We start from the raw sequence: 20,232 nt of genomic DNA on the forward strand, positions 1-20,232 counted from the left end.
GTGTCAGTGGAACTATGGCAGCAGTGCGTGGAGCTTTTGCGCGATGAGCTGCCTGCCCAACAATTCAACACTTGGATCCGTCCACTACAGGTCGAAGCCGAAGGCGACGAGTTGCGTGTCTACGCACCGAATCGTTTTGTTCTCGACTGGGTTAACGAAAAGTACCTGGGCCGCGTCCTCGAACTGCTGGATGAGCATGGCAATGGCACGGCGCCTGCGCTTTCCTTATTAATAGGCAGCAAACGCAGTTCGGCGCCACGTGCCGCGCCTAATGCGCCGCTGGCCGCTGCCGCGTCCCAGGCACAGGCGGCTCAAGCGCCTGTCAGCGCACCGGCCCCCGCGCCGGCAGCCATGCCGACCAAGCGATCGACGCACAAAGTTGCCGACGTCAGTGAAGAGCCGTCCCGCGACAGTTTCGACCCGATGGCGGGTGCGAGTTCTCAACAGGCCCCGGTGCGCTCCGAACAGCGCACGGTGCAGGTCGAAGGCGCGCTCAAGCACACCAGCTACCTGAACCGCACCTTCACGTTCGAGAACTTCGTCGAAGGCAAGTCCAACCAACTGGCCCGGGCCGCGGCCTGGCAGGTAGCGGACAACCCCAAGCATGGCTACAACCCGCTCTTCCTTTATGGTGGCGTTGGCCTGGGTAAAACCCACTTGATGCACGCTGTGGGTAACCACCTATTAAAGAAGAACCCGAATGCCAAGGTCGTGTACCTGCATTCCGAGCGTTTCGTGGCGGACATGGTCAAGGCGCTGCAATTGAACGCGATCAACGAATTCAAGCGCTTCTACCGTTCGGTGGACGCGCTGTTGATCGATGACATTCAGTTCTTCGCCCGCAAGGAACGCTCCCAGGAAGAGTTTTTCCACACCTTCAATGCCCTGCTTGAAGGTGGGCAGCAGGTCATTCTGACCAGTGACCGCTATCCTAAAGAAATCGAAGGCCTCGAAGAGCGCCTCAAGTCTCGCTTCGGTTGGGGGCTGACGGTTGCCGTCGAGCCGCCGGAGCTGGAAACCCGCGTGGCGATCCTGATGAAAAAGGCCGATCAGGCCAAAGTCGATCTGCCACACGACGCGGCGTTCTTCATCGCCCAGCGTATTCGCTCCAACGTTCGTGAACTGGAAGGTGCGCTTAAACGCGTGATCGCCCATTCGCACTTCATGGGCCGCGACATCACCATCGAGCTGATTCGCGAATCCCTGAAGGACCTGTTGGCGCTGCAAGACAAACTGGTCTCTGTGGATAACATTCAGCGCACCGTCGCCGAGTACTACAAGATCAAGATCTCCGACCTGCTGTCCAAGCGTCGTTCACGCTCGGTCGCTCGTCCGCGTCAGGTTGCCATGGCGTTGTCCAAAGAGTTGACTAACCACAGCCTGCCGGAAATCGGCGACGTGTTTGGTGGCCGCGATCACACGACTGTTTTGCACGCCTGCCGCAAGATCAACGAACTCAAGGAATCCGACGCGGACATCCGCGAGGACTACAAGAACCTGCTGCGTACACTGACCACTTGATGAACACCAGCGCAGCTTATTAAGGCAAGGGACTAGACCATGCATTTCACCATTCAACGCGAAGCCCTGTTGAAACCCCTGCAACTGGTCGCAGGCGTCGTCGAGCGCCGACAGACCTTGCCGGTGCTCTCCAACGTGCTGCTTGTTGTCGAAGGCCAGCAACTGTCGCTGACCGGTACCGACCTGGAAGTCGAGCTGGTCGGTCGTGTACAACTCGAAGAACCTGCAGATCCGGGTTCCATCACGGTACCTGCGCGCAAGCTGATGGACATCTGCAAAAGCTTGCCGAACGACGCGTTGATCGACATCAAGGTCGACGAGCAGAAGCTTGTGGTGAAGGCCGGCCGTAGCCGCTTTACCTTGTCGACGTTGCCGGCCAACGATTTCCCGACGGTGGAAGAAGGCCCTGGCTCGCTGACCTGCAGCCTGGAGCAAAGCAAATTGCGTCGTCTGATCGAGCGCACCAGCTTCGCCATGGCCCAGCAGGACGTGCGGTACTACCTGAACGGCATGCTGCTGGAAGTCTCTGCCGGCATCATCCGCGCTGTGGCAACAGACGGTCACCGTCTGGCCATGTGCTCGATGCAGGCCGATATCGGTCAGCCGGATCGCCACCAGGTCATCGTGCCGCGCAAGGGTATCCTTGAGCTGGCGCGCTTGCTGACCGAGCCGGACGGCATCGTCAGCATCGTCCTGGGTCAACACCACATCCGCGCCACCACCGGCGAGTTCACCTTCACCTCGAAACTGGTCGACGGTAAATTCCCCGATTACGAGCGTGTTCTGCCAAAAGGCGGCGACAAGCTGGTGCTGGGTGATCGTCAGGCCTTGCGTGAAGCCTTCAGCCGTACCGCGATTCTGTCCAACGAGAAATACCGTGGCATTCGCCTGCAACTGGCCAATGGCCAGCTAAAGATCCAGGCCAACAACCCGGAGCAGGAAGAAGCGGAAGAAGAAGTGGGTGTTGAGTACAACGGCGGCCCCCTGGAAATCGGCTTCAACGTGAGCTATCTGCTCGACGTGCTGGGGGTGATGACCACCGAGCAAGTTAGACTGATCCTGTCCGACTCCAACAGCAGCGCGCTGGTGCAAGAGTCCGACAACGATGACTCGGCCTACGTTGTCATGCCGATGCGTCTGTAATCATGCTCAGCAGAAGCTAGATGTCCTTAAGTCGCGTCTCGGTCACCGCGGTGCGCAATCTGCACCCGGTGACCTTCTCCCCCTCTCCCCGAATCAATATTCTTTACGGCGCCAACGGCAGCGGCAAAACCAGTGTTCTGGAAGCCATACATCTGCTGGGGCTTGCCCGTTCGTTTCGTAGCACCCGTCTATTGCCCATGATTCAATACGAGCAGCTGGCGTGCACGGTGTTTGGTCAGGTGGAATTGGCCGAGGGCGGGCACAGTGCATTGGGGATATCTCGCGACCGCCAGGGTGAGTTCCAGATCCGCATCGACGGACAGAACGCCCGTAGCGCGGCTCAGCTGGCGGAGATCCTGCCGTTGCAGCTGATCAACCCCGACAGCTTCCGGCTGTTGGAGGGTGCGCCGAAGATTCGCAGACAGTTTCTCGACTGGGGAGTGTTCCACGTGGAACCGCGCTTCATGTCCACCTGGCAGCGCTTGCAGAAGGCCTTGCGCCAGAGAAACTCTTGGCTGCGGCATGGTACACTTGACGCCGTTTCGCAAGCGGTTTGGGACAGGGAACTGTGCCAGGCCAGCGCTGAAATTGATGAATACCGCCGCGCTTACATCAAAGCCTTGAAACCAGTCTTTGAACAGACCTTGAGCGAACTGGTTGAGCTCGAGGGCTTAACGCTCAGCTATTACCGAGGTTGGGATAAGGACCGCGAGCTGAGTGCAGTGCTCGCCGGTTCCCTACAGCGGGATCAGCAAATGGGTCATACCCAGGCCGGACCACAACGCGCTGATTTGCGCCTTCGATTGGGCGCCCATAACGCCGCAGACATCTTGTCCCGCGGTCAGCAGAAGTTGGTGGTGTGTGCGCTGCGGATTGCCCAAGGGCACTTGGTCAGCCAAGCCCGACGCGGTCAGTGTATTTATCTGGTGGATGACCTGCCGTCCGAACTGGACGAGCACCACCGTCGCGCGCTTTGCCGCTTGCTGGAAGACTTACGCTGCCAGGTCTTTATCACCTGTGTAGATCACGAATTATTGAGGGAAGGCTGGCAGACGGAAACGCCAGTCGCTTTGTTCCACGTGGAACAGGGCCGTATCACCCAGACCCACGACCATCGGGAGTGAAGGCATTGAGCGAAGAAAATACGTACGACTCAACGAGCATTAAAGTGCTGAAAGGCCTGGATGCCGTACGCAAACGTCCCGGTATGTACATTGGTGACACCGACGATGGCAGCGGTCTGCACCACATGGTGTTCGAAGTGGTCGATAACTCGATCGACGAAGCTCTCGCCGGCCACTGCGACGACATCAGCATCATCATTCACCCGGACGAATCCATCACCGTTCGCGACAACGGTCGTGGCATCCCGGTAGACGTGCACAAAGAAGAAGGCGTTTCGGCAGCCGAGGTCATCATGACCGTGCTGCACGCCGGCGGTAAGTTCGACGACAACTCCTACAAAGTATCCGGCGGCCTGCACGGTGTAGGTGTGTCGGTTGTGAACGCCCTGTCCGAAGAGCTGATGTTGACTGTTCGCCGCAGTGGCAAGATCTGGGAACAGACCTACATCCATGGTGTTCCGAAAGAGCCGATGAAAATCGTTGGCGAAAGCGAAACCACCGGTACCCAGATTCACTTCAAACCTTCTGACCTGACCTTCAAGAATATCCACTTCAGCTGGGACATCCTGGCCAAGCGGATTCGTGAACTGTCCTTCCTGAACTCCGGTGTCGGCATCGTCCTCAAGGACGAGCGCAGTGGCAAGGAAGAGTTGTTCAAGTACGAAGGCGGCCTGCGTGCGTTTGTTGAATACCTGAACACCAACAAGACGCCGGTCAACCAAGTGTTCCACTTCAACATCCAGCGTGAAGACGGCATCGGCGTGGAAATCGCCCTGCAGTGGAACGACAGCTTCAACGAGAACCTGTTGTGCTTCACCAACAACATTCCACAGCGCGACGGCGGTACTCACCTGGTGGGTTTCCGTTCAGCCCTGACGCGTAACCTGAACACCTACATCGAAGCGGAAGGTCTGGCGAAGAAGCACAAAGTCGCGACCACTGGCGACGATGCCCGTGAAGGCCTGACCGCGATCATCTCGGTGAAAGTGCCGGATCCGAAGTTCAGCTCCCAGACAAAAGACAAGCTGGTTTCTTCCGAAGTGAAGACCGCGGTCGAACAGGAAATGGGCAAGTACTTCTCCGACTTCCTGCTGGAAAACCCGAACGAAGCCAAGCTGGTCGTCGGCAAGATGATCGACGCGGCACGGGCTCGTGAAGCGGCGCGTAAAGCCCGTGAGATGACCCGTCGTAAAGGCGCGCTGGACATTGCCGGCCTGCCGGGCAAACTGGCTGACTGCCAGGAAAAAGACCCTGCCCTTTCCGAGTTGTACCTCGTGGAAGGTGACTCTGCTGGCGGCTCCGCCAAGCAGGGACGCAACCGTAGAACCCAGGCCATCCTGCCGTTGAAAGGCAAGATCCTGAACGTCGAGAAGGCGCGCTTCGACAAGATGATCTCTTCGCAGGAAGTGGGCACCTTGATCACCGCGCTGGGCTGCGGCATTGGCCGTGACGAGTACAACATCGACAAGCTGCGCTACCACAACATCATCATCATGACCGATGCTGACGTCGACGGTTCGCACATCCGTACCCTGCTGCTGACCTTCTTCTTCCGTCAGCTCCCGGAGCTGATCGAGCGCGGCTACATCTACATCGCACAGCCGCCGCTGTACAAGGTCAAGAAAGGCAAGCAAGAGCAATACATCAAAGACGACGACGCCATGGAAGAGTACATGACGCAGTCGGCCCTGGAAGATGCAAGCCTGCACCTGAACGACGAAGCCCCGGGGATTTCCGGTGAAGCGCTCGAGCGTCTGGTGAATGACTTCCGCCTGGTGATGAAGACCCTCAAGCGTCTGTCGCGCCTGTACCCACAGGAACTGACCGAGCACTTCATCTACTTGCCTGCAGTGAGTATGGAGCAACTGTCCGATCACGCCGCCATGCAGGATTGGTTGGCCCAGTACGAAGTTCGCCTGCGCACCGTCGAGAAGTCCGGCCTGGTTTACAAAGCCAGCCTGCGTGAAGACCGTGAACGTAACGTCTGGCTGCCTGAGGTCGAACTGATCTCCCACGGCCTGTCGAACTACGTCACGTTCAACCGCGACTTCTTCGGCAGTAACGATTACAAGACGGTTGTTTCTCTGGGCGCTCAACTGAGCACCTTGTTGGACGACGGCGCGTACATCCAGCGTGGCGAGCGCAAGAAGCCGGTCACCGAGTTCAAGGAAGCGCTTGAATGGCTGATGGCTGAAAGCACTAAGCGTCACACCATCCAGCGATACAAAGGTCTGGGTGAAATGAACCCGGATCAGCTGTGGGAAACCACCATGGACCCAAGCCAGCGCCGGATGCTTAGAGTCACCATCGAAGACGCCATTGGCGCGGATCAGATCTTCAACACCCTGATGGGTGATGCGGTCGAGCCACGTCGTGACTTTATCGAAAGCAACGCCCTGGCGGTATCCAACCTGGATTTCTGATCCAGCGTACTTGCCAAAAAAAGGCCACCGTTAACGCGTTGGCCTTTTTATTGGCCCATCGAAATGTTTGTCCGATTAAAGATCTTCACTCGCTTGCCACCCCCACACTCTCCAACCGATACCCATACCCGTAAATCGTCAACAATTGCCAACCGCGATCAGCCGTCAGCCCCAGCTTGTTGCGCAGGCGATAAATGTGGGTGTCCAGCGGTCGGGAAGACACCATCTCTTCATGGGTCCAGAACCGCTCATAGAGATACTCCCGGGACAGCGGTCGTCCCAGGTTACTGAACAGGCAACGCGCCAGTCGGTATTCCCGCTCGGTCATCCCAATAGATTTGCCGGCGCGGTTTACGGTCAACGCGGCATCATCGAACACCAGATCATTGAAACTCAGAACTTCGGTCGCTGCCGCACGTTGCTGGCTATGCCGGCGCAACACTGCAGCCACTCTGGCTTTCAATTCATTGGGTCGAAACGGCTTGCTGACGTAATCGTCGGCGCCTGCATTCAACGCCTGGACGATATCGCTTTCGGCATCGCGGCTGGTCAGCATGATCGCGGCGGGCGGTGCGTCCATGTGCTCGCGGGTCCAGCGTAACAGCGACAGGCCGCTGAAGCCTGGCAACTGCCAGTCGAGGATCAGCAGGTCGAATGTTTCCCGTCGCAATTGCCGTAACAGATCCTCTCCCTGTTCGAAGCTGTGCAATGACCAGGCAGACTCACCCGGTTCGGCCATCTGCCGCAAAGTCTGTTCCACCCTGCGCAGTTCTGCCGGTTCGTCATCCAGTATCGCGACACGCATGTACGTTATTCCTTTGGCGGCCAGCATGTTATCTGACAATACACGTTCGGTTGGAGAGTGAAAGTAAGCAGGTCCGCTATGATTCTTCAAGCGCCCTCCTCCGGGAACTGTGACCCATGAACGAAATTCCCTACAACCCTTACGTCAGTATTGCCTATGAATTATGAGCGCCGCCGGGAAAGTCGCGAGCCGACTCAAGTCCAAAGGTTGTTTCGGCAATTGGTCCGCGAATGGCTGTGGATAAGCTTGCTGTTGTTACCCCTGACGGGCCTTCTTTCTTTCAATGCCGAGACCAGCCAACGAGACGGCTCGGGTGTGTGGGGCGCGTTGTTGTCTGTTTGCCTGGTCGCCTGTGTCTTGGGTTTGTTATTGCTTCGTCCAAGGCTGGCGCTCTGGTTGACCTTGGTGGGCATGAGTTGTGCGCTACTGGCGAGCATAGGATTGGCGAAACTGGGCTGGTGGTGGTCCCCTGCAGCGAGTCTGTTGGGCATGTTGTTCGGTTACCTGATCTGGAACTGGCGGCGCTTGAGTGTGGTACTGACCTATTTTGGCTGGGAACTGGAGCGGCTGGACAGCGAGCCGAAGGTCTTTCCTGAGCGCCGTCGTGCACAATTTCCGACTGACGACCCTTTGCAAGGTCAGATCATGGCGCTGGAACAAGCGATGGGGCGAACCCGTGATACCCGTCGCTTTATCGCTGATGGCCTGGAGTATTTGCCTGTCGCCACCTTGATCAGTGATCCCCATGGCCGCATTTTGCTGGGTAACCGTAATGCCAGGGATCTGTTCGGCGCCGATCTGGTGGGCGATGACGTTCTGGAGCAATTGGCCAAACTGGGCTATCCGGAACTGGTCGAAGGCCCTCGGCCACTCTTATCGACTTTGCCGCTGGTGGAGTTCAGGGACGTCAAGGAACGCAGCCTGCGTCTGGAGCGCGCGGCGTTACTGCCAGTGGACGGAGAAACGCCTATCGGCTGGTTATTGAGCCTGACCGACCTCAGCGTTGAGCGTGATGCCGAGGAGCAGCGTGGCGTACTGTTGCGCTTCTTGTCCCATGATCTGCGGGCGCCTCACTCGGCGATTCTCGCCCTGCTCGACGTCCACCGACATCAATCCGTCGGGGACACCCAGCTGTTCGATCAGATCGAGTGCCAGGTGCGTCGAGCCCTGGAATTGACTGACGGTTTCGTACAACTGGCCAAGGCCGAGTCAGAGGCGTATCAGTTTCAGCCGAGCTTGTTTGCGATGATGGTGCTGGATGTCTTCGATCAAACATTGACCATTGCGCAGTTGAAGCAGATCGAAATGGTCCATCACTTGGATGATCTGGCGCAGGAAAGCTTGATCATGGCCGACCAGGCGCTGCTGACCCGAGCCTTGTTCAATCTACTGGAGAACGCCATCAAGTACAGCGGCCCCGGCACTCGAATCATTGTGCAAGTCAACTGCGCCGAAGGCTGGCTGACGTGCGAGATCATTGATCAAGGTAAAGGCATTGCTGCAGAGGAATTGCCCGAACTGTTCAGCCAGTATCGGCGACTTTCTTCAGCCCACGGCATCGACGGCGTGGGATTGGGGCTGTCGATGGTGAAGGCGGTGATGGATCGACATGGCGCGAGGATTGAGTGCCAAAGTGTGGTGGATCAAGGCACTCGCTTCCGGCTGCATTTCCCGTTGCTCAAGGATTAAGACAAATACTCGCAATCAGACTGAGCGCACGAAGCGAGGTGGCGTAACAAAAACCATCAGATCAACTTTTTTCCGCGAATTTGACCAGCGTCAGTTTTCACTGAAGAGGCCACCCGACTGAGACGTGAATTGGAACGGCTGGACGGTTTTGTTTTCCCCCCGGGGTTGGCCACTACTATTTCATTCTTTTTCAAAGCCGGAGCTTGTTTGCGCACCAAGCGTCGGGCAATGGCTTTCCCAAAACGGCTTGCTGCTACTGTAGTAACAGCAGTGTGCATCATTCTAATACTGTTACCTAAACTCGCCAGCGCCCCACCAGCACTCGAAACGACGGCTCCAGCTGAATAACCCAGAGCCTGCAGGGTGGCTCCCGTGGCGACACCGCCATAACCGACGTTAGACGCTAACGTCGCATAGCCCATAACTCCACGTGGAAGAGGACTAAAAGCAATCCGGGTGATATTACTGGCATGAACCGACACGGTTTCAAACGTCTTGAAGTAAGGGACAAAAACTTTAAGAAAGGCTAAAGCAGCCTTGATGAATTGCCCCGTCGGATCTACGAAGTTCACGGGGTCCCCTTCGCAATAGGCGTAAGCGTTCAAGCCGCCTTTGGCAAACGGACTCAGCCGATCAGGACTGTGAAAACGCATCAGCGTCGGGTTATAGACCCGATGACCATTACCCAGGTGATACCAGCCAGCAGGTTGTTCTTTAAGCTCCCCATTAAACCCCAAGCGAGTGCCTGCCGGGAGCGTATTGCTCTGCGAGCCATAGGGGTTATAGGCAAGTGGGCCTGGACCGGTACGATCCAATTGGGTAAGGACGCTTCGCTGCAAGTCGGTGGCCAGCAATAATGTCTTTGACAAATTGCGACTGGATGAAGGGGGGCGGTGAGTGTGACGGGAAACGGGCATAGGGAGCCTCCTCATTCAGGTCTGATTGACCCACCAACTTGAAGCGGAAATCGTTGGTCAGGGCACCCTAACAAATGCCCCGGAAAACCAACACTAGCAGTTCTGCTAGGGTTGCCTCCCGGCAGAGGGCCTACACAGCCATTGCGGCATAAAAAAAACCGGCTATATCAGCCGGTTTTTTTGCGCCCGAAAAAAACTTATGCACCTTTTCCGACGTTTTATGTGTTTATGAAATATGTATATAAATCATCAAGCTACAAGCGAAATACGGCACTTGTAAGAAAAACGATACACAGGTTATCCACAGAATCTCAGACTGCCATTTGATCACTGGCAGCCGGGGCTTGCGGAGCAGGTGGAAGCGAGCCCATTTCCCGTTGCATCTGCTCGTTCCAGGCCTGGACCCGATCGTTCAGCTCGGCAATGGCGCGCGGCCCGCTGCCGTCGGCGTACATGGGTTCACCGATGATCACGGTGATGACGCCCTGCGTTTTCGCCCAACCGGCTTTCGGCCAGAATTTGCCTGCATTGTGCGCAATCGGCAGTACCGGGAGTGCAGCATTGACCGCCAAAGCGGTGCCACCGCGGGAGAATTTTCCGATGGTGCCGAAAGGAACCCGCGTGCCTTCCGGGAAGATCAGCACCCAGACGCCATCTTTGAGCAATTCATCGCCCTTTTTCGCCACGTGTTTGAGCGCAGCTTTAGGATTGCCGCGGTCGATGGCAATCGGTCGCAGCATGGCCATCGCCCAACCGAAGAACGGAACGTAAAGCAGTTCACGCTTGAGCACTTGGCTCAGTGGCTCGAAGTAGGCCGAGAGAAAGAAGGTCTCCCAGGTGCTCTGGTGATTGGATTGAATCACGCAGGGCTGGTCAGGCACGTTCTCTGCGCCTTTGATTTCATGGCTGATGCCCAGAAAGACTTTGCTCAGCCATAAGGCGCAGCGGCACCAGTACACATTGATAAAGCGATAGCGCGCCTTGAACGGTAGAAAAGGTGCGATTAAAAAGCTCAGGCTGCACCAGAGCAAAGAGCTGGTGCCCAGCAGCAGGTAAAAGAGGAAGGTTCTGATGGCCTGCAGTATCGACATGGCGACGTTTACCGTGCGGGCATTGCCCGTCTATATAAGCGCACTCCCGATCAATCCTTGGCCAGGAATATCAGAAGCGCTCAATTGTGGATAAGTTCTGCGGCAATCGCCGCCAGATCGTCAAAAATCAGGGTGCCCACCGGCAGGGTCTTGCCCAGAGTCTTTTCGCCTTTTCCGGTCTTTACCAAAACTGGCTGAGAATCGACGGCTTTGGCGGCTTCCAGGTCACCGAGAGTATCGCCGACGAACCATAGATTGGTCAGCGCTACGTTGTAATGTGCGGCGATGGTTTTCAACATCCCCGGTTTTGGTTTGCGGCAATCGCAACCGTCGTCCGGCCCGTGCGGGCAGTAGACGATCAGCCCGACTTCACCACCCTGCTCCGCCACCAGTGAGCGCAAGCGCTCGTGCATGGCGTCCAGGGTGGCGATGTCGTAATAGCCGCGAGCGATGCCCGACTGGTTGGTGGCCACTGCCACCGTCCAGCCGGCTTTGCTCAACTGCGCGATGGCTTCGATTGAACCGGGGAGTGGAATCCACTCCTCCACCGACTTGATGTAAGCGTCGGAGTCGTAATTGATCACCCCGTCCCGATCGAGAATCAGCAGTTTCAACAGCAATCCCTCAGCCCAGCAGCGAAATGTCGGCGACACCGAGGAACAGTCCACGCAGACGCGCCAGCAATGCATAGCGGTTGGCGCGCACTTTGGCATCGTCGGCATTGACCATCACGGCTTCGAAGAACGCATCCACCGGCTCGCGCAAGGCCGCCAGGCGTGCCAGCGATTCGCTGTACTGACGTGCAGCAGCCATCGGCTGGACAGCCTGGTCCGCCTGCTGGATTGCCGAATACAGGGAGAACTCGTTGGCGTTGTCGAAGTACTTGGCTTCAACAACTGCCGGAACCGAGCCCTCTACCTTGCTCAGCAAGTTCGAAACGCGCTTGTTCACCGCAGCCAGGGCAGCAGCTTGCGGCAATTTGCGGAACGCCTCTACCGCTTGGACGCGCTGATCGAAGTCCAGCGCCGAACCCGGCTTCAGGGCCCGTACCGACAGGTAAGTCCCGACATCGACACCTTCGTCTTCGTAACGGGCACGCAGACGGTCGAAGATGAATTCCAGCACCGAATCATTGAGACCGACAGCCTTGACCTTGGTACCGAATGCATTCACAGCGAAGGCTACGGCGTCGTTCAGGTCGAGCTCGAGCTTCTTGTCGATCAGGATACGCAACACACCCAGGGCGGCACGACGCAATGCGTACGGGTCTTTGCTACCGGTCGGCAGCATGCCTATGCCGAAAATGCCCACCAGGGTGTCGAGCTTGTCAGCGATGGCCACGGCCGCACCGGTCAGGGTGGTCGGCAGTTCAGCACCGGCACCGCGCGGCATGTATTGCTCGTTCAGCGCCAGGGCGACTTCTTCCGGCTCGCCGTCGTTGAGGGCGTAGTAGTAACCGGCGACACCTTGCATCTCCGGGAACTCACCGACCATTTCGGTCGACAGGTCGCACTTGGACAGCAGGCCGGCACGGGAAGACCAGGCTGCGTTGCCACCAATGCGCTGCGCGATGAACGCGGCCAGTTTGGAAACACGCTCGGCCTTGTCGTAGACGCTGCCGAGTTTTTCCTGGAACACCACGTTTTGCAGGCGCAGATTGAAGTCTTCGAGTTTCTGCTTCTTGTCTTGCTTGAAGAAGAACTCGGCGTCGGTCAGGCGTGGGCGAACCACTTTCTCGTTACCGGCGATGATTTGTTGCGGGTCTTTGCTTTCGATGTTGGCCACGGTAATGAAGCGTGGCAGCAACTTGCCGTCGGCATCCAGCAGGCAGAAGTACTTCTGGTTGTCCTGCATGGTGGTGATCAGCGCTTCTTGCGGAACGTCGAGGAAACGTTCCTCGAACGAGCACACCAGCGGCACCGGCCATTCAACCAGCGCGGTCACTTCATCAAGCAAGGCTGGAGGAACGATCGCCGTACCTTCCTGCATCGTCGCCAACGCTTCGGTGCGCTTGCTGATCAGCTCGCGACGTTCGTTGGAGTCGGCCAGTACATAAGCGGCACGCAGGTCGCTCAAGTAGTTGGCTGGGGAGGTGATGCGCACACTTTCCGGGTGATGGAAGCGATGACCACGGGAGTCGCGACCGGCCTTCTGGGCGAGGATCGTGCAATCGATGACCTGGTCACCGAGCAGCATCACCAGCCACTGGGTCGGACGCACGAACTCTTCCTTGCGGGCGCCCCAGCGCATGCGCTTTGGAATCGGCAGGTCGTTCAGGGAGTCTTCGACGATGGTCGGCAGCAGGCTCGCGGTCGGCTTGCCGGCGATGCTCTGGCTGTAGCGCAGTTTCGGGCCGCTCTGATCGATTTCGCTCAGGTCGACGCCGCACTTCTTGGCGAAACCCAATGCCGCTTGAGTCGGGTTGCCTTCGGCATCGAACGCGGCCTGGCGTGGCGGGCCGTCGAGGTTGATGCTGCGATCCGGCTGGTGGGTCGCCAGCGAGGTGATCAGCACAGCCAGACGACGCGGTGCGGCGTAGACGGTTTTGGTCTCGTAGTTCAGGCCAGCGGCCTGCAGGCCCTTGTCGATACCGGCCAGGAACGCGTCGGCCAGGGTGTTCAGGGCTTTGGGTGGCAGTTCTTCGGTGCCCAGTTCAACCAGAAAATCTTGAGCACTCATTGTGCAGCCTCCAGCTTGGCCAGTACTTCATCACGCAGGTCCGGGGTCGCCATCGGGAAGCCCAGCTTGGCGCGAGCCAGCAGGTAGGCTTGCGCAACGGAACGCGCCAGGGTGCGTACACGCAGAATGTATTGCTGACGTGCGGTTACCGAAATCGCCCGGCGCGCATCCAGCAGGTTGAAGGTGTGGGAGGCCTTCAACACCATTTCGTAGCTCGGCAACGGCAGCGGCTGCTCGAGTTCGATCAGGCGCTTGGCTTCGCTTTCGTAGAAATCGAACAGCTCGAACAGCTTCTCGACGTTGGCGTGTTCGAAGTTGTAGGTCGACTGCTCCACTTCGTTCTGGTGGAACACGTCGCCGTAGGTGACCTTGCCCATCGGGCCGTCAGCCCAGACCAGGTCGTAGACCGAGTCCACGCCTTGCAGGTACATGGCCAGGCGCTCGAGACCGTAGGTGATCTCGCCGGTCACCGGGTAGCACTCGATGCCGCCCGCTTGCTGGAAGTACGTGAACTGCGTCACTTCCATGCCGTTGAGCCAGACTTCCCAGCCCAGGCCCCAGGCGCCCAGGGTCGGCGATTCCCAGTTGTCTTCGACGAAACGGATGTCGTGGACCAACGGGTCCAGGCCGACATGCTTGAGGGAGCCCAGGTACAGTTCCTGGAAGTTGTCCGGATTCGGCTTCAACACCACCTGGAACTGGTAGTAATGCTGCAGACGGTTCGGGTTTTCGCCGTAGCGGCCGTCAGTCGGGCGACGACTGGGCTGCACATAAGCGGCGTTCCAGGTTTCCGGGCCGATGGCGCGCAGGAACGTGGCAGTGTGGAAAGTGCCGGCGCCTACTTCCATATCGTAGGGCTGAAGTACCACACAACCTTGCTCGGCCCAGTATTGCTGGAGGGCGAGGATCAAGTCTTGGAAGGTACGCACGGCTGGCGTAGGCTGGCTCACGAAATTCACCTGTTTCTTGGGCTGCGATTTAAAGAGCGGGAGTATACCCGATTCGGTCCTGCGCACGCCCCCTGGAGCCTTATGCCACGCTGCTTTTGGTGTTCCGAAGATCCGCTGTACATGGCTTATCACGATCAGGAGTGGGGTACGCCGCTACGCGATGCGCAGGGATTATTCGAGTTGCTTTTGCTCGAAGGGTTCCAGGCCGGCCTGTCCTGGATCACCGTACTGCGTAAACGCGAGCGTTATCGCGAGGTATTGTTCGGCTTCGACGTCCAGCGCGTGGCGCAGATGAGCGACGCCGAGATCGATGAATTGATGCTCGATCCGGGGATCATCCGCAATCGCCTCAAACTCAACGCAGCCCGGCGCAATGCCCAGGCCTGGCTGGCGCTGGAGGACCCGGTGGCGTTTCTATGGTCGTTCGTCGGTGGCCAGCCTGTGATCAATCATTTCAAGGATCGAACCGAAGTGCCGGCCGTGACACCGACCGCCGTGGAAATGAGCAAAGGCTTGAAAAAGGCCGGCTTCACCTTCGTCGGCCCGACCATTTGTTACGCATTGATGCAGGCCTCGGGCATGGTCATGGACCATACCCGGGATTGCGATCGCTACGCGACTCTGGTGAACGGCGGTTAGAATGGCCGCCTCGCGCACAGCACAAGATCAGGAGTGACCTGTGGAAAAGTTTAAAGGCGCCATGCTGGTAGGCGCTCTGCGGCTGTTTGCCCTGCTCCCGTGGCGGGCCGTGCAGGCCGTCGGCTCGGCCATTGGCTGGGTCATGTGGAAAACCCCCAACCGTTCCCGGGACGTGGTGCGGATCAACCTCGCCAAGTGCTTTCCGGAAATGGACCCCGCTGAACGCGAACGTCTTGTAGGCGAGAGCCTGAAGGATATCGGCAAGTCCCTGACCGAAAGTGCCTGCGCCTGGATCTGGCCGGCTCAGCGCTCGATCGATCTGGTGCGCGAAGTCGAGGGGCTCGACATCTTGAAGGACGCCCTCGCCTCCGGCAAAGGCGTCGTCGGTATCACCAGCCATCTGGGCAATTGGGAGGTGTTGAACCACTTTTATTGCAGCCAATGCAAACCGATCATTTTCTATCGACCGCCCAAGTTGAAGGCGGTCGATGACTTGCTGCGCAAACAGCGGGTGCAACTGGGCAATCGGGTCGCCGCATCCACCAAGGAAGGCATCCTCAGCGTGATCAAGGAAGTGCGCAAAGGGGGGGCAGTCGGGATTCCCGCCGATCCGGAACCCGCCGAATCAGCCGGGATTTTCGTGCCATTCTTCGCCACGCAGGCACTGACCAGCAAATTCGTACCGAACATGCTCGCGGGCGGCAAGGCGGTCGGCGTGTTCCTGCATGCCCTGCGGCTGCCGGACGGTTCGGGTTACAAGGTGATCCTCGAGGCCGCGCCAGAAGCCATGTACAGCACCGACACCGAAACATCCTGTGCGGCCATGAGCCAGGTGGTGGAGCGATATGTCCGGGCTTATCCGAGCCAGTACATGTGGAGCATGAAGCGCTTCAAGAAGCGTCCACCGGGTGAAGAGCGTTGGTATTGATCTGTTTGTGATAACCCCTGTAGGAGCTGCCGCAGGCTGCGATCTTTTGATCCTGATCTTTTGATCCTGATCTTTTGGAGATCGCTGGGGAGCAAGATCAAAAGATCGCAGCCTCGCTTCGCTCGACAGCTCCTACAAAGGCTCCCACAGGCTGTGGTATCTCTGATCAGTGAGCCTGACGTTCGAGTTTCTTCAGAAACACCGTCATTTCCTTTTCCGCCTGCTTGTCGCCATGGACGCGGGCGGCTGCCAGACCGTGTTCCCAGGCCTGGCGCGCAGCCGGATAATCCGCCAGTGCCAGATGGGCCTTGCCCAACAGTTTCCAGGCTGCCGAATAGTTCGGATCGAACTCGACGCAACGCTGGAAATGCTCTGCGGCCTTGGCGTTTTCCCCGAGATCCAGGTAACCCTTGCCGAGGCCGAAGCGCAGCAATGAGTTATCCACACCCTTGGCGAGCATTTTTTCCAGGGATTCGATCATGGTGGATTCCTTATTGAGCTTATTCGGGGATGCCTGTGGGTTCTTGAGATCGTATCGCGGGCAAGCCCGCTCCCACAGGGTTTGCAGTGAACACGTATCTTGTGTACGGCTGAGATCCCTGTGGAAGCGGGCTTGCCCGCGATGAGGCCATTCTGACCACCGCAGGATACAGATCAGAAGAAGCTCAGCCCCACATGAAACAGCTTCTCCACATCCCGAATATGCTTTTTATCCACAAGGAACAGAATCACATGATCGCCCGCCGCGATCACGGTGTCGTCGTGGGCGATGATCACCTCTTCGTCGCGAATGATCGCGCCGATGGTGGTGCCTGGCGGCAGGCCGATGTTCTCGATGGATTTACCGATGACCTTGCTCGATTTCGCATCGCCGTGGGCAATGGCCTCGATGGCCTCTGCCGCGCCGCGGCGCAATGAGTGCACGCTGACAATATCGCCGCGCCGCACATGGGCCAGCAACGTGCCAATGGTCGCCAGTTGCGGGCTGATGGCGATGTCGATGTCGCCGCCCTGGATCAGGTCGACATAGGCCGGGTTGTTGATGATCGTCATCACCTTCTTCGCGCCCAGGCGCTTGGCCAGCAAGGACGACATGATGTTGGCCTCGTCGTCATTGGTCAGGGCGAGGAACAGGTCGGCGTCGGCGATGTTCTCTTCCAGCAGCAGATCCCGATCCGAAGCGCTGCCCTGCAGCACCACGGTGCTGTCGAGGGTGTCCGAAAGATGACGGCAGCGCGCCGGGTTCATTTCGATGATCTTTACCTGGTAACGGCTTTCAATGGCCTCGGCCAGGCGTTCACCGATCTGCCCGCCGCCAGCGATGACAATGCGCTTGTAGCTCTCATCGAGGCGGCGCATTTCACTCATCACCGCACGAATATTCGCCTTGGCCGCGATGAAAAAGACTTCGTCGTCCGCCTCGATCACCGTGTCGCCCTGGGGCAGGATGGGGCGGTCACGGCGGAAAATCGCCGCGACCCGGGTTTCGACATTCGGCATGTGCTCGCGCAATTGGCGCAGTTGCTGGCCCACCAGCGGACCACCGTAATAGGCCTTGACGGCCACTAGCTGGGCTTTGCCCTCGGCGAAATCGATCACCTGCAACGCACCCGGATGCTGGATCAGGCGCTTGATGTAGTTGGTGACCACTTGCTCCGGGCTGATCAGCACGTCCACCGGAATCGCTTCGTTGTCGAACAGATCGTTGCGCGTCAGGTAGGCCGCTTCGCGGACCCGGGCGATTTTGGTTGGCGTGTGGAACAGGGTGTGGGCGACCTGACAGGCCACCATGTTGGTTTCGTCACTGCTGGTCACGGCCACCAACATGTCGGCGTCGTCCGCGCCAGCCTGGCGCAGCACCGTCGGGAGCGAGCCGCGGCCCTGTACCGTGCGGATGTCCAGTCGGTCGCCGAGATCGCGCAGACGATCGCCATCGGTGTCGACTACCGTGATGTCATTGGCCTCGCTGGCCAAGTGTTCCGCCAGCGAACCGCCGACCTGCCCTGCGCCGAGGATGATGATTTTCATCCAGTCACTCCCTTAAACCCGGTTAACCGCGCGCGGCGGCGATCTTGATTAGCTTGGCGTAGTAGAACCCGTCATGGCCGCCTTCCTGGGCCAGCAACTGGCGCCCATGGGGCTGCTTGATGCCGGCCGCACTGGCGATATCCAGTTCACGAGCGCCTGGCGTACGAGCGAGGAAGGCCTCGATGACTTCAGTGTTCTCGGTTGGCAGCGTGGAGCAGGTGGCGTAAAGCAGGATGCCGCCAACGTCCAGGGTTATCCACATGGCATCCAGCAGTTCGCCCTGCAGCACCGCTAATGCAGCGATGTCATCGGGTTGGCGGGTCAGCTTGATGTCCGGGTGACGACGAATCACACCGGTGGCCGAGCACGGTGCATCCAACAGAATGCGTTGAAACGGTTTGCCGTCCCACCAGGTTGCGGTGTCGCGGCCGTCGGCAGCGATCAGGTCTGCGCTCAGGCCCAGGCGAGCAAGGTTCTCACGCACTCGCACCAGACGCTTGGCTTCCAGATCCACGCCCACTACGCCGGCCAGTTCGGGTTCGGCTTCAAGGATGTGGCAGGTCTTGCCACCCGGTGCGCAGCAAGCGTCCAGCACGCGTTGCCCCGGTGCCAGATCCAGCAGGTCGGCGGCCAGTTGCGCCGCCTCGTCCTGCACGCTGATCCAGCCTTCGGCAAAACCCGGCAGGCTGCGCACGTCGGCGGCGGCGTCGAGGATGATGCCATCCGGACTGTAAACGCACGGCGTGGCGACGATGCCGGCTTCGCTCAGCAACCCAAGGTAGGCGTCGCGCGCGTGATGGCGACGGTTGACCCGCAGAATCATCGGCGGATGCGCATTGTTCGCCGCGCAAATGGCTTCCCACTGTTGGGGCCAGAAGGCCTTCAGGGATTTTTGCAACCAGCGCGGGTGAGCGGTGCGCACCACCGGGTCGTGTTCCAGTTCGGCAAGCAACGCTTCGCTTTCCCGTTGTGCGCGCCGTAAAACAGCATTCAGCAGCGCCTTGGCCCAGGGCTTTTTCAGCTTGTCGGCGCAACCGACGGTTTCGCCGATGGCGGCATGAGCCGGGACGCGGGTATACAGCAGCTGATAGAGGCCGACCAGCAACAGCGCCTCGACATCGGCATCCGCGGCCTTGAACGGTTTTTGCAACAACTTCGCCGCCAACGCCGACAAACGCGGCTGCCAGCGAGCGGTGCCGAACGCCAGGTCCTGGGTGAAACCGCGATCACGGTCTTCGACCTTGTCCATTTGGGTCGGCAGCGAACTGTTGAGTGAGGCTTTTCCGTTAAGAACAGCAGCCAGTGCCTTGGCGGCGGCCAGACGTGGGTTCATTGAGCGTCCGCCGTTTGACCGAGGACGGTGCCGGCGGCGAACTTCTCACGACGGCTGTTGAACAAGTCGCTGAAGTTCAGCGCTTTGCCGCCGGGCAATTGCAGACGGGTCAGGCATAGCGCCTGTTCGCCGCAGGCGACAATCAGGCCGTCCTTGCTGGCGCCGAGGATTTCACCGGGAGCGCCCTGCCCTTCAGCCAGGCTCGCAGCCAGGACTTTCAGTGCCTCACCATTGAGCGTGCTGTGGCAGATCGGCCACGGATTGAAGGCGCGGACCAGGCGTTCCAGTTCAACCGCCGGACGGCTCCAGTCGATGCGCGCTTCATCTTTGTTCAATTTGTGCGCGTAGGTGGCAAGGCTGTCGTCCTGCACTTCGCCTTCCAGCGTGCCGGCAGCGAGAGCGGCAATCGCCTGGATCACGGCGGGCGGACCCATCTCGGCCAGACGGTCGTGCAAGCTGCCGCCGGTGTCTTCACCGGTGATCGGCGTAGTGACTTTGAGCAGCATCGGCCCGGTATCGAGGCCGGCTTCCATGCGCATCACGGTCACGCCGCTTTCACTGTCGCCGGCTTCGACGGCGCGCTGGATCGGTGCCGCACCCCGCCAGCGTGGCAGCAGGGAGGCGTGGCTGTTGATGCAACCCAGGCGCGGAATATCCAGCACCACTTGTGGCAGGATCAGGCCGTAGGCGACCACCACCAGCAAGTCCGGCTTCAACGCGGCCAGTTCAGCCTGGGCGTCTTCGTTGCGCAGGGTCGGCGGTTGCAGTACCGGGATGTTGTTTTCCAGAGCCAGCTGCTTGACCGGGCTTGGCATCAACTTTTGCCCACGGCCCGCCGGACGGTCCGGCTGGGTGTAGACCGCGACGATCTCGTAAGGGCTGTCGAGCAGGGCCTTGAGGTGTTCGGCGGCGAATTCCGGGGTGCCGGCAAAGACAATGCGCAGTGGCTCAGTCATGGGAGC

The 20,232-nt window shown here is 58.9% G+C and carries 17 protein-coding genes; 7 read left to right on the top strand and 10 right to left on the bottom strand.

Annotated features, from left to right (window positions below; genetic code table 11):
* From dnaA to gyrB, 4 genes are read left to right on the top strand one after another with little or no spacing between them, the layout of a single operon-like run.
* On the top strand, positions 1–1,521 hold the full coding sequence (dnaA, locus tag ACA062_RS00005) for a chromosomal replication initiator protein DnaA (protein WP_497454679.1): 1,521 nt from the start codon (positions 1–3) through the stop codon (positions 1,519–1,521).
* 39 nt (positions 1,522–1,560) lie between these two features.
* Positions 1,561–2,664: a DNA polymerase III subunit beta gene (gene dnaN / locus ACA062_RS00010; RefSeq protein ID WP_064680536.1), complete on the top strand. Its 1,104-nt coding sequence runs from the start codon at positions 1,561–1,563 to the stop codon at positions 2,662–2,664.
* Between the two features lie 20 nt (positions 2,665–2,684).
* Entirely contained in the window at positions 2,685–3,788 is a 1,104-nt protein-coding gene (recF, locus tag ACA062_RS00015) for a DNA replication/repair protein RecF (RefSeq protein ID WP_128874607.1), read from the top strand.
* Positions 3,789–3,793: 5 nt separating this feature from the next.
* Complete coding sequence (gyrB, locus tag ACA062_RS00020; protein ID WP_497454680.1) at positions 3,794–6,211, top strand: DNA topoisomerase (ATP-hydrolyzing) subunit B; 2,418 nt, start codon at positions 3,794–3,796, stop codon at positions 6,209–6,211.
* A gap of 85 nt (positions 6,212–6,296) precedes the next feature.
* Here gyrB and ACA062_RS00025 read toward each other — a convergent pair whose 3' ends face one another.
* Positions 6,297–7,016 carry a response regulator transcription factor gene (locus ACA062_RS00025; RefSeq protein ID WP_497454681.1) on the bottom strand — a complete coding sequence of 240 codons (720 nt, stop codon included), beginning with the start codon at positions 7,014–7,016 and terminating at the stop codon, positions 6,297–6,299.
* 156 nt (positions 7,017–7,172) lie between these two features.
* On the opposite strand from ACA062_RS00025, the gene ACA062_RS00030 reads away from it, so the two are divergent.
* Positions 7,173–8,705: a PAS domain-containing sensor histidine kinase gene (locus tag ACA062_RS00030; RefSeq protein ID WP_497454682.1), complete on the top strand. Its 1,533-nt coding sequence runs from the start codon at positions 7,173–7,175 to the stop codon at positions 8,703–8,705.
* Between the two features lie 56 nt (positions 8,706–8,761).
* Here the strand turns inward: ACA062_RS00030 and ACA062_RS00035 are convergent, their stop codons facing one another.
* From ACA062_RS00035 to glyQ, 5 genes are all read right to left on the bottom strand, one after another.
* Positions 8,762–9,622 carry an RHS repeat-associated core domain-containing protein gene (locus ACA062_RS00035; RefSeq protein ID WP_497454683.1) on the bottom strand — a complete coding sequence of 287 codons (861 nt, stop codon included), beginning with the start codon at positions 9,620–9,622 and terminating at the stop codon, positions 8,762–8,764.
* A gap of 311 nt (positions 9,623–9,933) precedes the next feature.
* Positions 9,934–10,713 carry a lysophospholipid acyltransferase family protein gene (locus ACA062_RS00040; RefSeq protein ID WP_497454684.1) on the bottom strand — a complete coding sequence of 260 codons (780 nt, stop codon included), beginning with the start codon at positions 10,711–10,713 and terminating at the stop codon, positions 9,934–9,936.
* A gap of 80 nt (positions 10,714–10,793) precedes the next feature.
* Positions 10,794–11,333 carry a D-glycero-beta-D-manno-heptose 1,7-bisphosphate 7-phosphatase gene (gene gmhB / locus ACA062_RS00045; RefSeq protein ID WP_497454685.1) on the bottom strand — a complete coding sequence of 180 codons (540 nt, stop codon included), beginning with the start codon at positions 11,331–11,333 and terminating at the stop codon, positions 10,794–10,796.
* A gap of 4 nt (positions 11,334–11,337) precedes the next feature.
* Complete coding sequence (glyS, locus tag ACA062_RS00050; protein WP_497454686.1) at positions 11,338–13,392, bottom strand: glycine--tRNA ligase subunit beta; 2,055 nt, start codon at positions 13,390–13,392, stop codon at positions 11,338–11,340.
* Positions 13,389–14,342: a glycine--tRNA ligase subunit alpha gene (gene glyQ / locus ACA062_RS00055; protein ID WP_064680830.1), complete on the bottom strand. Its 954-nt coding sequence runs from the start codon at positions 14,340–14,342 to the stop codon at positions 13,389–13,391. The genes glyS and glyQ overlap by 4 nt, the downstream gene beginning before the upstream one ends.
* 81 nt (positions 14,343–14,423) lie before the next feature.
* Here glyQ and tag point away from each other — a divergent pair, with 81 nt between their 5' ends.
* Positions 14,424–14,981, top strand: coding sequence for a DNA-3-methyladenine glycosylase I (gene tag, locus ACA062_RS00060; protein WP_497454687.1), 558 nt, complete (start codon positions 14,424–14,426; stop codon positions 14,979–14,981).
* A 40-nt stretch (positions 14,982–15,021) separates the two neighbouring features.
* On the top strand, positions 15,022–15,909 hold the full coding sequence (locus ACA062_RS00065) for a lysophospholipid acyltransferase (protein ID WP_497454688.1): 888 nt from the start codon (positions 15,022–15,024) through the stop codon (positions 15,907–15,909).
* A gap of 166 nt (positions 15,910–16,075) precedes the next feature.
* Here ACA062_RS00065 and ACA062_RS00070 read toward each other — a convergent pair whose 3' ends face one another.
* The 4 genes from ACA062_RS00070 to fmt form a co-directional block, all read right to left on the bottom strand.
* Complete coding sequence (locus ACA062_RS00070) at positions 16,076–16,390, bottom strand: tetratricopeptide repeat protein (RefSeq protein WP_497454689.1); 315 nt, start codon at positions 16,388–16,390, stop codon at positions 16,076–16,078.
* Positions 16,391–16,563: 173 nt separating this feature from the next.
* Positions 16,564–17,937, bottom strand: a complete 1,374-nt coding sequence (trkA, locus tag ACA062_RS00075; RefSeq protein ID WP_138963485.1) for a Trk system potassium transporter TrkA — start codon at positions 17,935–17,937, stop codon at positions 16,564–16,566.
* A 22-nt stretch (positions 17,938–17,959) separates the two neighbouring features.
* Positions 17,960–19,270: a 16S rRNA (cytosine(967)-C(5))-methyltransferase RsmB gene (gene rsmB / locus ACA062_RS00080; RefSeq protein WP_497454690.1), complete on the bottom strand. Its 1,311-nt coding sequence runs from the start codon at positions 19,268–19,270 to the stop codon at positions 17,960–17,962.
* Positions 19,267–20,226, bottom strand: coding sequence for a methionyl-tRNA formyltransferase (gene fmt, locus ACA062_RS00085; RefSeq protein WP_497454691.1), 960 nt, complete (start codon positions 20,224–20,226; stop codon positions 19,267–19,269). Before fmt ends, rsmB begins: the two co-directional genes overlap by 4 nt.
* Positions 20,227–20,232 lie beyond the last annotated feature (6 nt).

The sequence above is a fragment of the Pseudomonas sp. LBUM1679 genome (genome assembly GCF_059695565.1).